Here is a 13,929-nt window from a genome sequence, read left to right as displayed (position 1 = left end):
GCGGTTTTTTGCAGTGCATCATTCTTCGATGCAAAAGCGCACCGAACGCGCCGGCAAAACCTGATTCCACAGCTCGCGGGAGGGGAAATGCTTCCAGCCCCACCCGGGCAGGGCGAAGCTGGCTTCCTCATGGCCGCGGTTGAAGAGCATGGCGATGCGGGTCAACTTGTCGGTCTGGCGGTCGAGCGTTTTCAGCACCATGCCGAGCACGGGGTTGGACGGGTTTTCCCAATCGCCTACCTCCATCGGCCGGCCGGCGGTGTTCAGCCATTCGATATCGCCTTCGCCTGTGAAGAATCCGGTTTCGGAGAAGACGGCGAAGCGTTTGCGGAACGCGGTAAGCGCTGCCGTGTGCTCCACCAGCGTCTTGTCGATCTTCGTCCAGTCGAACCAGGTGATGATATTGTCCTGGCAATAGGCGTTGTTGTTGCCGAATTGCGAGCGGCCCGCTTCGTCGCCCATCGTGAGCATCACCCAGCCGCGGCTGGCGAAAAGCGTGGAGATGAGGGCGGCGACGTCCCGGCGGCGGTTTTCGAGGATCGCGGCATCGTCGGTCCGGCCTTCAGCGCCGTTGTTCCAGGAATAGTTCTCGCCGTGGCCGTCGCGGTTTTCTTCGCCGTTCGCCTCGTTGTGCTTGTGCTCGTTGGAGACGAGGTCCATCAGCGTGAAGCCGTCATGGGCGGCGAGGAAGTTGACGGTGCGGCTCTTGCCGGATTTCTCGAAGACATCCGATGAGCCGGCGAGGCGGGTCGCAAGTGCCCCGGTCGTCCATTGGTCGCCACGCCAGTAACGGCGCATGTCGTCGCGGGCGCGGTCGTTCCATTCGAGGAAGGCGGCCGGAAAATTCCCGAGCTGGTAGCCGCCAGGGCCGATGTCCCAGGGCTCGGCGATCATGATGCGGTCCTTCAGAGCCTCGTCGGCGAGCATGGCTTTCAGCGTCTCGCCCTTGGCGTCGAAACCCTCCGCCGTCCGGCCGATGACCGGCGCGAGGTCGAAACGGAAACCGTCAATGCCGGCATGCACGACGAAATGGCGCAGCGTATCGACGATCAGCCGGCGCACGGTCGGGTGGTCGCAGGCGACCGTGTTGCCGGTGCCGGTATCGTTGACGAGATGGCCCGGTTCGCCGGGCACGGACCGATAATAGGTGCGGTTGTCGAGGCCGCGCATGGAGAGCGTCGCACCGTGGCGGTCGCTTTCGCCGGTATGGTTGAAGACGAGGTCGAGGATGACGCCGATGCCGGCCTGATGCAGGGTGGCGACAGTTTCGCGCAGTTCCTTAACGCCGCCGGGACATAGCCGCGGATCGAGCGCCATGAAGCCGACAGGATTATAACCCCAGCCATTGGTGAGGCCAAGCGGCGGCAAGTGGCGCTCGTCGATCCAGGCGGTGATCGGCATCAGCTCGATGGCGTCGACGCCGAGCTTTTTCAGGTGCGCAATGATCGAAGGATGGGCGAGTGCTGCGACGGTGCCGCGCTGCGGTTCCGGGATGGCGGAATGCAGGATGGTGAAGGGGCGGACGGCGATTTCGTAGATGAAGCCGCCGGACGGCAGGAGCGGTTTGCCGATCTTGGCCAGCGGGTCACGGGTGATGACGGTCTTCGGGACGATGCTCGCCGTATCAACGCCGAAAAGCGAGAGCTTCGCATCGTGGCGGAAAGGGCGGTCGAGTTCGCGGGCGTATGGGTCGACCAGGAGCTTGGATGGATCGAACCACGAGCCGTTATCCGGGTCGTAGGTGCCCCAGGCGCGGTAGCCGTAACGCTGGCCAGCGACGACGGCCGAGACCGTGGCGCGATGGATGTCGTCGCGGCCTCGGATGAGACGATGGCGGGCCGTCTCCTGCTTTCCTTCCGCGTCGAAGAGGCAGAGTTCGATCCGTTCGGCATTGCGCGACCAGACGGCGAATTCCGCGCCGTCTGGTGTCAATGTCACGCCAAGTTTTGTGGCGGCCGGTTTTTGCATCGTCTCTGGGGCCTCAAACAGCTATTTGGTGAATGTGATTTCCTGAATATGGCCGGTTTTCATGTCGATATGGCATATGTGACCACTGAAGGAGTAGGCGGAAAGCACTCCATCCAACAGTTCCACCTCGGTGAAACTATCGGGACGGCCAGGAGGCGTGCATTCCCATATGACGCGACCTGATCTGTCACAGCCAACCAAATTCCGGTCAATGCCCTGGAGCGATCCCTCCTGTTTTAACAGAAGTACCGTGAGGTCATCCGAAACGGGGAGAATCTTCTGTGCAGATCTGAGCGAATACGGCTCCATTCAAACCCTTCGGCGCTTGATCCTCACGTAATAACCGTTGGCGCATCGCGTCCGCTACGCTTCTTGAGTTCGGAAATCTCGTCCGCAACCGCGATCAGATCGGCCAGCGCTTCCTGCGTATCAATGCCGTGCTTTGCCGCATCCGGCTCGTAGCGTTCGACATAAACGCGGATCGTCGCGCCCGACGTGCCGGTACCAGAGAGGCGGAAGACGACGCGGGAACCGCCTTCGAACAGCACGCGGATGCCCTGGTTCTTGGAGGAAGAGCCGTCGACCGGATCGTGATAGGCGAAGTCGTCTGCGGCAGCGACCTTCAGCGCACCGAAGGTCTGGCCCGGCAGCGAGGCGAGCTTGTCGCGAAGCGCCGTGATCATGCCGTTGGCGGCTTCGGTGTCGACTTCCTCGTAATCGTGGCGGGAATAGTAGTTGCGGCCGTATTCGGCCCAATGCTTCTTGACGATCTCGGCAACGCTTTCGTTGCGGGCGGCCATGATGTTCAGCCAGAAGAGCACCGCCCAGAGGCCGTCCTTCTCGCGCACATGGTCGGAGCCGGTGCCGAAGCTTTCTTCGCCGCAGACGGTCGCCTTGCCGGCGTCGAGCAGATTGCCGAAGAACTTCCAGCCGGTCGGGGTTTCGTACATGCCGATGCCGAGCTTTTCGGCCACGCGGTCAGCGGCTGCGCTGGTCGGCATGGAGCGGGCGATGCCGGCAATGCCCTTGGCGTAACCGGGGGCGAGCGTCGCGTTGGCGGCGATCATTGCGAGGCTGTCTGAGGGCGTCACGAACATGCCCTTGCCGACGATCATGTTGCGGTCGCCGTCTCCGTCGGAAGCGGCACCGAAATGCGGACCGTCCTTGCTCATGACGTCGTCATAGAGGTCCTTGGCATGGACAAGATTCGGGTCCGGATGGTGGCCGCCGAAATCCGGCAGCGGGGTGGAATTGCGCACCGAGCCTTCCGGCGCGTCCAAGCGCTTTTCGAAGATTTCGACCGCATAGGGGCCGGTGACGGCGCCCATCGAGTCGATGGCGATACGCACACCGCTCGCCAAGAGAGCGCGGATGGCGCCGAAATCGAAAAGCTGTTCCATCAGTTCGGCATAGTCGGCGACCGGATCGATCACTTCGACTTCCATGCCGGCGACCTTGAACGAGCCGATTTCATCGAGATTGACGTCGGCCACGTCGGCGATCTTGTAGGAGCTGATCGTCTTGGTATGGGCGAAGATCGCGTCGGTGATCTTTTCCGGGGCGGGGCCGCCATTGCCGATATTGTACTTGATGCCGAAGTCTTCGGTCGGGCCACCGGGATTGTGGCTGGCCGACAGAACGATGCCGCCGAAGGCGTGGTATTTGCGGATGATGTTGGAGGCGGCCGGCGTCGAGAGAATACCCCCCTGGCCGACCATGACCTTGCCGAAGCCGGCAGCGGCGGCCATCTTGATCGCCTTCTGGATGACTTCGCGGTTGTAATAACGGCCGTCGCCGCCGATCACCAGCGTCTTGCCGGCGAAGTCTTCCAGCGAGTTGAAGATCGCCTGGATGAAGTTTTCCGCATAGTTTTCCTGGGCGAAGACCGGCACCTTCTTGCGAAGGCCGGACGTCCCGGGTTTCTGATCCTGAAAGGGCGTGGTTTCAACGGTCTTGATCATGGTCAGGATCCTTTTTTGGCAAGCAATGTCTTGTAGAGGTCGGCATAAAGGCCGGCGCTCTTTTCCCAGGAAACGTCGGACTTCATGCCCTGCTTCTGCAGGGCCGTCCAGATTTTCGGCTCGTGATAGAGCTTTACCGCCCGGCGAAGCGCCCGGCGCAGATTATCGGTGGTGATGGGGCCGAAGGCGATGCCGGTGGCGGCTTTCGCTGCAAGTGCTGCGTGGCTCGCATCGATAACGGTATCGTTCAGCCCGCCGGTGCGCGCGACGACCGGCACACAGCCGTAACGCAGGCCGTAAAGCTGGGTGAGGCCGCAGGGCTCAAAACGGGAAGGGATGACGATCGCGTCGCTGCCCGCCTGCATCAAGTGGGAGAGCGGCTCGTCATAGACGGACAGAACCTTGACCCGGCCCGGATGGCGGGCGGCTGCGGTATGGAAGGCATTTTCCAGTGCCTTGTCGCCAGAGCCGAGTACGGCAAGGCGGGCGCCCTGGGCAACGAGCTCGTCGGTACAGGCGGCGAGCATGTCCATGCCCTTCTGCCAGGTGAGGCGGGAGATGACGCAGAAGAGCGGGCCGTCGTCCTGATCGAGACCGAAACGCTCGGCTACCGCTTTTTTGTTGTCGGCGCGGGATTTCAATGTGGCGGCAGTGTAATGCGCCTTCACGGAATGATCTTTGGCCGGGTCCCAGACGTCGGCGTCAATGCCGTTGACGATGCCGTGCAGGTCTCCCTGGCGCAGATTCAGCAGGCCTTCGAGACCCATGCCGAATTCTGGCGTCAGGATTTCCTCGGCATAGGAGGGGCTGACCGTCGAGATCGCCCAGCTCGTCTGCAGGCCGGCCTTCAGGTAACCGACGCCGCCGAAATATTCGACGCCTTCGATGCCATAGGCATGTGGCGGCATTTCCAGATAGGGGAAGATGTCGGCGCCGTATTGGCCCTGGAAAGCGATGTTATGGATGGTGATGAGGGTCGGAATTTCCGGCGCTCTCGAATAGCGCATATAGGCCGGCACCATGGCCGCCTGCCAATCATGCACATGCACTACATCCGGCCGCCAGCCTTCGTCTTGCCCTTCGGATGCTCCCCTGGCCAGGATGCCTTGGGCGATCATCGCACCGGCCTTGGACAGCGCCGCGAAACGCCGCCAGTTGTCGAAATGGTCCTTGCCGGTGGCATCCGCATAAGGGCCACCCGGCCGGTCGAAGAAGGTCGGCGAATCGAGAACGAGGAGATCAAGCCCCTGATGATGCACCGACAGCAGATCTGCCTTGGCGCCGAGCAGGCTTTCGAAGCTGTAGATCACCTTCGGGTCTTCGATCACCCGCATGACGGCCGGATAACCGGGCATCAGCGTCTTCACGCTGACGCCGTGGCTTTTCAGGGCAAGCGGAAGCGCGCCGGCTACATCTGCCAGCCCGCCGGTCTTGACCAGCGGATAGACTTCGGACGCGACCGAAAGAACCTGCATGAAAATGCTACTCACATCCTGGTTTGTGGATTCACAGATCCAGCTTGTCGATCATCGCCTGAGTGATCAGGCAGATACCGGTCTCGGTGCGGCGGAATCGCTTGGCATCGAGTTCGGGGTCTTCGCCGACGATCAGGCCCTCGGGGATGGTTACACCGTGATCGATGACAACATCGCGGAGCTGCGCGCGGCGGCCGATACGAACATTCGGCAGGACTACGGCGCCGTCGAGGCGAGAATAGGAATTGGCCCGCACGCCCGTGAACAGAAGACTGCGATTGAGCGACGAACCGGAAATGATGCAATCGCCCGACACGACTGAGGACGTCGCCGAGCCACGGCGGTCTTCGTCGTCATGCACGAACTTGGCCGGCGGAGTGATTTCCGCATAGGTCCAGATCGGCCAGGATTTGTCGTAGATGTCGAGGCCGGGCACGACTTCCGTCAGGTCGATATTGGCCTGCCAATAGGCGTCGATTGTGCCGGCATCGCGCCAATAGGGCTCGCGCTCGAAATCGGAGCGGACGCAACTGTCGGCGAAGCGGTGCGCAACGGCCTTACCGTGTTCAACGATATAGGGAATGATGTCCTTGCCGAAGTCGCGGCTGGAGCCGGGCGTGACCGCGTCCCGCTTCAAAATGTCCATCAGGAACTTGGTGTGGAAGACATAGATGCCCATCGAGGCCAGTGCGAAATCCGGGTTGCCCGGAATGCCCGGCGGATCGGCCGGCTTTTCGACGAAGGCGATGATCTCGTCCTTCTCGTTGACATGCATGACGCCGAAACCGGTCGCTTCCATGCGCGGCACTTCGAGGCAGCCGACGGTGACCTGCGCGCCTGAATCCACATGCTGCTGCAGCATGTATTCGTAGTCCATCTTGTAGACGTGGTCGCCGGCGAGGATGACCATGTATTCGGGTGCATAGGCCTCGATGATGTCGATGTTCTGGTAGACCGCGTCGGCCGTGCCTTCATACCACTGCGTCTCTGAGACGCGCTGGGAGGCGGGCAGGATATCGAAGCTCTCGTTGCGCTCGGGGCGGAAAAAGTTCCAGCCGCGCTGCATGTGGCGGATCAGCGAATGCGCCTTGTATTGCGTCGCCACGCCGATGCGGCGGATGCCGGAGTTCAGCGCGTTCGACAGCGCGAAATCGATGATGCGCGCCTTGCCTCCGAAATAGACGGCGGGCTTGGCGCGGCGGTCGGTCAGTTCCTTGAGGCGGCTTCCCCGGCCGCCTGCGAGGACATAGGCCATGGCATCACGCGAAAGGGGCTGAATTCTCTTCTCGTTCATTCGTTCCTCCCAGAATTTACTCAGGCCAATGGTCAGATCTGTTCAAGTTCAAGCATGATGGTCGCGAGCGGCGGAAGCGTGACTTCGGCGTAAACGGTTCCTCCCGCATTCACTGCCTGAACGCGACCGCCATTGCCCTTGCCGCTGCCGCCGTAGATCTCGGCGTCCGTATTGAGGACTTCCCGCCATCTGCCCTCGTTTGGCAAGGGGATGCGGAAATTTTCCCGGTAAACGGGCGTAAAATTGCTGATCACCGCCACCGGCTTTTCTCCCGGCGCCATGCGCAGCCAGGCGAAAACGGAATTTTCCGCATCGTCGGCCACCAGCCAGGTGAAACCTTCGCCTTCGCAATCGCGCGCATGCAAGGCGGGCTTGGAGCGGTAGCAGAAGTTCAGGTCGCGCACGAGGCGGCGCATGCCTTCGTGCGGGTGATAAGCGAGCAAGTTCCAGTCGAGCGAACGGGCCTCGCTCCATTCCGACCATTGGGCGAATTCCTGGCCCATGAAGAGTAGTTTCTTGCCGGGGTAACCCCACATGAAGCCGTAATAGGCGCGCAGGTTGGCAAATTTCTGCCAGTCGTCGCCAGCCATCTTGGCGATCAGCGAACCCTTTCCGTGGACCACCTCGTCATGGGAGAGCGGCAGCACGAAGTTTTCCGAATAGGCGTAGATCAGGCCGAAGGTGAGTTCGTTGTGATGGTGCTTGCGGTGAACGGGCTCACGCTTCAGATAGCTCAGCGTGTCATGCATGAAGCCCATGTTCCATTTGAAGCCGAAGCCGAGGCCGCCTTCATGGACCGGGTGCGAGACCTTCGGCCATGAGGTCGATTCTTCGGCGATCGTCATCACGCCGGGATGGGCGGCGTAGGAGAGCGAGTTCATCTTCTGCAGGAAACGCACGGATTCGAGATTTTCGCGGCCGCCATATTCGTTCGGCACCCATTCGCCCTCCTTCCTCGAATAATCGAGGTAGAGCATGGAGGCGACCGCATCGACGCGCAGGCCGTCGAGATGGAACTTCTCGGCCCAATAAAGCGCATTGTTGACGAGGTAGGACAACACCTCGTTGCGGCCGAAATTATAGATCGCCGTATTCCAGTCCGGGTGGAAACCCTGGCGCGGATCGGCGTGTTCGTAAAGTGCGGTACCGTCGAACTGGCGAAGGCCGTGGGCGTCGGTCGGAAAATGGGCGGGCACCCAGTCGAGGATGACGCCGATACCGACCTTGTGGCAGCCGTTGACGAAGCGGGCAAAGCCCTCCGGTTCACCGAAGCGGGCGCTCGGGGCAAAAAGACCGGTCGTCTGATAACCCCAGGACGGGTCGAACGGATGTTCGGTGATCGGCAGAAATTCGATATGGGTAAAGCCCATATCCGTGCAGTAGGGGATAAGTTCAGCAGCGAGCTCGTCCCAGGATAGAAAGCCGCCATCCTGTTTCTTGCGCCAGGAGCCGGCATGCACTTCGTAGATGGAAATCGGCTGGCGACGATGGTCGGCCTTTTTCCAGAATTCCAGATGCGCGTCGTCATCCCATTTCTGGGAAAGTTCCGGCGTGGTCATGGAAGCGGTATTTGGCCGAAGTTCGGCACGGCGGGCGTAGGGGTCGGCCTTGAGCGGCAAAACCACGCCATTCTTGCCGACCACCTCGAACTTGTAGGCTGTGCCGGCCCGAATGTCGGGGGCGAAGATTTCCCAGATACCGGTATCGGCGCGCAGGCGCATGACATGCCGGCGGCCGTCCCAGTTGTTGAACTCGCCGACCACCGAAACGCGCTTGGCATTCGGTGCCCAGACGGCGAAGTGAAAACCTTCGACGCCCTCGTGCTTCATCGGGTGCGCGCCCATCTTGTCGAACAGGCGCAGATGCGAGCCCTCGCGGACGAGATAGTCGTCCATCGGTCCAAGAACAGGTCCGAAACTATAGGGATCGGTCACTGCCCATTCATCATCGCCGCGGCGGGCACGGTAGCGAATGGGCTGCAGTTGCGAGGCATTGACGAGGCCTTCGAAATATCCGGCATCGTGGCGAAGCGTCAATTCACCGAGCTCTGTCCCATTCAGCGCGAGAACCGTGACGGCTTCCGCACCGGGAATGAAGCAGCGGGCCCTGAAACCGCTCCCGAGCTTGTGCAGCCCGAGAACGGCAAAGGGATTGGTATGCCTGCCTTCCAAAATCGCCTCGATCTCGGATAACGGAATTTCGCCGGGGGCTCTTCCGTCATCAACGACGCGGGGCGATTTTTTCATCAGGCTCTCCAGATTTCCGACGCGTACTGACGAATGGTTCTGTCTGAAGAGAACCATCCCATCCGAGCGGTATTCTTGATGGTCTTGGAATACCATGATTTAGGGTCGGACCAGATTTGGTCAACGTTGCGCTGCGCTTCCGCGTAGGCATCGAAGTCGGCGGCGACCATGAACCAGTCGTGGTTGAAGATGCCGTCGATTAGGCCGGTGAAGCGAGAACGATCGTCCGGCGAGAAGACACCCGAAGAGATCGCGTTGAGGGCCTGAGCCAGTTCGCGCGACTTCTCGATGATGGCGCGCGGCTGGTGGCCTTCGTCACGAACCTTCTGGACCTCGTCGGCGGTCATGCCGAAGATGACGATATTGTCTTCACCGACATGATCGCGCATCTCGACGTTAGCGCCATCGAGCGTGCCGATCGTCAGTGCGCCGTTCAAAGCGAACTTCATGTTGCCGGTGCCGGATGCTTCCATGCCGGCAGTCGAGATCTGCTCCGAGAGGTCGGCGGCCGGAACCATGACTTCTGCGAGCGAGACGTTGTAGTTCGGCACGAAAACAACCTTCAGCAGGCCGCGCACGGCCGGGTCGTTGTTGATCGCGCGGGCCACGTCATTGGCCAGCTTGATGATCAGCTTGGCGTTGTGGTAGCTCGGCGCCGCCTTGCCGGCGAAGAGTTTTACGCGCGGGACCCAATCCTGTTCGGGATGCGAGCGGATCTGGTCGTAGAGCGATACCGTCTCGATGATGTTGAGGAGCTGGCGCTTGTATTCGTGGATACGCTTGATCTGGATGTCGAACATCGCCGACGGATCGATGCGGATGCCCATGCGGCTGCCGACGAGATTGGCAAGCTGCACCTTGTTCGCGTGCTTCACGGCGGCGAACTTTTCCTGGAAGGACTTGTCGTTTGCGAACCCGTCGAGGTCACGCAATGCTTCAGTGTTGTCCAGGAACTTGTCGCCGATCGCTTCCTGCACCAGCGAGGTGAGGCCCGGATTGCACTGCATCATCCAGCGGCGGGGCGTGATGCCGTTGGTCTTGTTGTTGATGCGGGTCGGATAAAGCGTGTGAAGGTCGGAGAAGACCGTGACCTTCATCAGGTCGGTGTGCAGCGCCGAGACGCCGTTTACCGAATGCGAACCGACAAAGGCGAGGTTGCCCATGCGCACGCGACGGTCGCCGCTTTCGTCGATCAACGAGATCGAGCGGATCTGGCTGTCGGTGAAGCTCTTCTGTTTGCGGGCCTCGAGCAGGATTTGCGCGTTGATCGCATAGACGATCTGCATATGACGAGGCAGCAGGCGCTCGAAAAGCGGAACCGGCCAGGTTTCCAGCGCTTCCGGCAGAAGCGTGTGGTTGGTGTAGGAGAAGGTCTTGCGGGTGATCTCCCAGGCCAGCTCGAAATCCATGCCGTGGATATCGGTCAAAAGACGCATCAGCTCGCTGATCGATACGGCCGGGTGCGTGTCGTTGAGCTGGATCGATACCTTGTCATGCAGGTTGGTGAAGTCCGGATATTGCTGCAGGTGGCGACGCAGAATGTCCTGAAGCGAAGCGGACGAGAAGAAGAATTCCTGGCGCAGGCGCAGTTCCTGGCCGGCCGGGTTGGCGTCCGCCGGGTAAAGAACGCGGGTCAGGGCTTCCGCCTTGTTGCTCTCGCGCAGTGCGCCGATATGGTCGCCGGCATTGAAGGCATCGAGCAGGATCGGGTCGATCGGCTGGGCAGACCAGAGGCGCAGCGTGTTGACGCGCTTGCCGCGCCAGCCGACGGCCGGGGTGTCATAGGCCATGGCGATGACGCGTTCGGCCGGCTTCCAGACGTAGCGCGGGCTTTCGTCATAGGCGCCGACGGTTTCTACCGTGCCGCCATAGCCGATTTCGTAGGAGCTTTCGCGACGCTCGAATTCCCAGGGGTTACCGTGGGCGAGCCAGTTTTCCGGCAATTCGACCTGCCAGCCGTCGGCCATCTGCTGACGGAAGAGGCCGTGGACGTAACGGATGCCGTAACCATAGGCCGGGATATCGACGGTCGCCATCGATTCCATGAAGCAGGCGGCGAGGCGGCCGAGACCGCCGTTACCGAGTGCGGCATCCGGCTCGAGGCCGGCGATGACGTCGATATCGACACCGAGCGAGCTGAGCGCATCGCGGATTTCCTGCATCAGGCCCATATTGGTGACTGCGTCACGCATCAGGCGGCCGATCAGGAATTCCAGCGATAGGTAATAAACGCGCTTCTGGTTCGTCCGATAGGCCTTGCGGGTCGATTCCATCCAGGTGTCGATGATTCGGTCGCGCACCACGAGGATCGTGGCGGTCAGCCAGTCATGCGGCTTGGCGACCTTGGCATCCTTGCCGATGCGGTAGGTCAGGCGCTCGATGATTTCTTCCGCCATGATTTCGGGGCGGGAGCTGCGGGGAGCCGGCTGGGGAATTTCGACCGGAGAAGGGGTTTTATTCATGAGTCGCCAACTTTCTGGGGAGCGAGGTGATAGCGTCCGATTCAGTCCATCCGGCATGATGTAGCGAGACAGTTTATGCACCGTTATGACACTGATGCAATGATCGTTTTATCTTTGCATGTTCCCAAGTGTTTTGATGCCGCAAACAGCAAAACGCCCCGCCGGTGAAAGCGGAGCGTTTTAAAAAGATCGTCTTGTCCTGGATGGACCAGTGTATCTTGGCGATCAGTTTGTCAGGCGGGTCGTGGTCTTGGCGGCTTTCTCGGCGATTTCGCCGAAGTCGGTGATCAGCTGCTGCATGTTGGTCGGCTGATAGTAGTTTTCGGTGCCGCTGGCGCAGTAGCTCAGAAGTTCCTTGCCCTTGCTGGGCGCCATGAATGCCACGGTGAAGATGATGATGCCCTGTTCGCTGCCGTCGATCTTGCCGTTGCCGTTGGTATCGCCGTCAAGCTTGGCCTTGTCGCAAAGGTCCCGGACCTTCTTGTCCAGCGCGCTGTTCCAGCTGCTGCTTCCGCCGGTCATTTCGCCATCGGTCATCAGAAGGATGTAACGCTGGAAGTTGGAATGACTCTTGCTCTGATGGGCTGTCGCCTCAGTCGTGTTCGTCTTCTTCAGCGCGTCATAGGCAATCTGCATCGCGCCGCTTGCATCGGTGCCGCCGGTCGGTACGGACGGAAGCGCGCTGACATAGGTCGAGGCGAAGGTCGTGCCCCAGTGCATGCCCGTCGCTGCCTGCGTCGAGTCCGTGTAGGAAACAGCGCCGACACGCACGAGGTTGTTCTTCGGGTCGGACGTGTTCAGCGACTTGAACAGGCCGCTTGCCGCAGTCTGCAGAGCCTGAATCTTGCGGATATAACAGGGGTTCGAAGGCTGCAGGTATGCCTGGTATGCCCAGTTGGTTTCCGTGTAGTTGATGCAGAGCGAAAGAAGCGGGTTCTTCTCATCGGTCACGAATGACATGGAGCCGGAGCGATCCAGCGCCAGATACATGGAAATTGCAGTTTCCGAAACGCTGGTGCTTCTTGCCGAGCTTGCCACCTGCACCTTCATGGTCTTGCCGGCAAACATGCTGGTCATGGCATTGAGCGGCATGTCGTAGCTGCTCGTCATGGAGACGTCGAAGATTTTTCCGGCTGTGTCGGTCGTTTGCTTAACGTCGACGGTTGAGGCGTCGCGGATCGCCTTGTCGAGAGCCGCAAGTTCTGCAGGCGTCTCCTTGCCGGTCTTTACATAATCGATGAGCTGGGAGGCCAGGAAGTCCTTGGCGAGTTCTTTCGAGTCGGCTTCATTGGTCCCCTTGGCAGCCATGGAGGATGCGGCCGCGAGGGCTGCAGAATCGGTCAGGCCCTGCAACCGGCTCTTCTGTTCCACGGCGCTTGTGACGTCGATCGCAACGCCTGCAACTGCCAGGAGAACCGGAAGCATGATTGCCGTCATGATACCGAAATTGCCGGAGCGGTCTTTCATCAGCTGCGGAAAGAGAGAATGCGCCATGATAGTCCCCAAAAGCCGTTCAATTCATTTGAACCAGAGTGAGGGAGTTTTATCGTGTGCGAGTGTAGGAAGGCCTAAGCGGTTCGCTGCAATTTTAGCGATTCCCAAGAATATACGCTTCAGCGAATATAATTCAGGATTTCAACGGAATGACATCGACCGCCTGGATGGCCTTCTGGTTGCCGTAGCCTTTCAATACGCCGATGACGGGCGCTATGTCGGCATAGTCGCGCCCATAGGCGACGACGATATGGTCGCTGCCGGCTGGAATGTTGTTGGTCGGATCGAGTTCGATATAACCCATGGTTTCGCCACACCAGACGCGCACCCAGGCATGCATGGCGTCGGCGCCTTCCAGCCGTTCCTTGCCCGGCGGCGGAATGGTGCGCAGGAAGCCGGAAACGTAGCCGGCCGGAATGCCGAGGCTGCGGAGCGCGACGATCATGATATGCGCGAAATCCTGGCAGACGCCGCGTTTCAGCCGGAAAGCCTCCTTCGGCGTCGTATCGACCGTGGTCGCTTTCGGATCGTATATGAAATCCCTGTAGATGCGGGCACAGAGTGACAGCGCGACCTCCCGCACCGTCTGGCCGGGTTTCAGGACTTCCTTGGCATAGGCTGCGATCTGCGGGTCCTCCGGCAGGCGCGGCGAGGGGGCAGCGAGATGATGCGGCGATGACGGGTCAACCGACCAGACTTCCGCCAGCTCTTCGCCGAGCTTGCAGAGAAGCGGCGAGAAATCTGCGGTCATCGAATGGGCTTCCACCTGGACGCGTGCCTGCATACGGATATCGAGACGCTCATGCGGCGCGCGGAGCAGAACGGATGTCGCCTGTTGGCCGAAGAAGTCGATGAAGGTCGTCTTCTCCTCGGCATTCGGTGTGACGGTAACGGAGCCGACGATCAGCCTTTGCCGGTCGGGCAGCGAAAGAGGCAGAACGCGGATCACATGGCGGGCGCCGGACGCCGGCACGTCATAGACATAGCCCATATGAAGGGAGAGATCGTAGAGCATGGGCGGTTCTCCTC

General features: G+C 60.5%; 9 protein-coding genes. All 9 read right to left on the bottom strand.

Translation table 11 applies throughout. The annotated features are described in order from the left end of the window. Nucleotides 1-18: 18 nt before the first annotated feature. Nucleotides 19-1,968 (bottom strand): glycogen debranching protein GlgX, encoded by a 1,950-nt coding sequence (glgX, locus tag KX729_RS09735; RefSeq protein WP_219742235.1) that lies wholly within the window; start codon nucleotides 1,966-1,968, stop codon nucleotides 19-21. Between the two features lie 21 nt (nucleotides 1,969-1,989). Further along, a complete protein-coding gene (locus tag KX729_RS34905; protein WP_512699454.1) occupies nucleotides 1,990-2,277 on the bottom strand; it encodes a DUF7957 family protein in 288 nt (95 codons plus the stop codon). A gap of 23 nt (nucleotides 2,278-2,300) precedes the next feature. Continuing rightward, nucleotides 2,301-3,929, bottom strand: a complete 1,629-nt coding sequence (locus KX729_RS09730) for an alpha-D-glucose phosphate-specific phosphoglucomutase (RefSeq protein ID WP_219742234.1) — start codon at nucleotides 3,927-3,929, stop codon at nucleotides 2,301-2,303. A 2-nt stretch (nucleotides 3,930-3,931) separates the two neighbouring features. Further along, the gene (gene glgA / locus KX729_RS09725; RefSeq protein WP_219742532.1) at nucleotides 3,932-5,404 is read right to left on the bottom strand and encodes a glycogen synthase GlgA; all 1,473 of its coding nucleotides are present in this window, start codon (nucleotides 5,402-5,404) and stop codon (nucleotides 3,932-3,934) included. 31 nt (nucleotides 5,405-5,435) lie between these two features. Beyond that, nucleotides 5,436-6,698: a glucose-1-phosphate adenylyltransferase gene (gene glgC, locus KX729_RS09720; protein WP_219742233.1), complete on the bottom strand. Its 1,263-nt coding sequence runs from the start codon at nucleotides 6,696-6,698 to the stop codon at nucleotides 5,436-5,438. A gap of 32 nt (nucleotides 6,699-6,730) precedes the next feature. After that, nucleotides 6,731-8,944, bottom strand: coding sequence for a 1,4-alpha-glucan branching protein GlgB (glgB, locus tag KX729_RS09715; protein ID WP_219742232.1), 2,214 nt, complete (start codon nucleotides 8,942-8,944; stop codon nucleotides 6,731-6,733). Beyond that, nucleotides 8,944-11,406 (bottom strand): glycogen/starch/alpha-glucan phosphorylase, encoded by a 2,463-nt coding sequence (locus tag KX729_RS09710; RefSeq protein WP_219742231.1) that lies wholly within the window; start codon nucleotides 11,404-11,406, stop codon nucleotides 8,944-8,946. The genes glgB and KX729_RS09710 overlap by 1 nt, the downstream gene beginning before the upstream one ends. A gap of 225 nt (nucleotides 11,407-11,631) precedes the next feature. Next, nucleotides 11,632-12,900: a TadE/TadG family type IV pilus assembly protein gene (locus tag KX729_RS09705; RefSeq protein ID WP_219742230.1), complete on the bottom strand. Its 1,269-nt coding sequence runs from the start codon at nucleotides 12,898-12,900 to the stop codon at nucleotides 11,632-11,634. 133 nt (nucleotides 12,901-13,033) lie between these two features. Then, nucleotides 13,034-13,915 (bottom strand): transglutaminase family protein, encoded by an 882-nt coding sequence (locus tag KX729_RS09700; protein WP_219742229.1) that lies wholly within the window; start codon nucleotides 13,913-13,915, stop codon nucleotides 13,034-13,036. Nucleotides 13,916-13,929: the final 14 nt, after the last annotated feature.

Source organism: Neorhizobium populisoli (genome assembly GCF_019430945.1).
GTDB lineage: Bacteria > Pseudomonadota > Alphaproteobacteria > Rhizobiales > Rhizobiaceae > Neorhizobium > Neorhizobium populisoli.
This window is presented reverse-complemented; position numbering and strand designations above follow the sequence as displayed.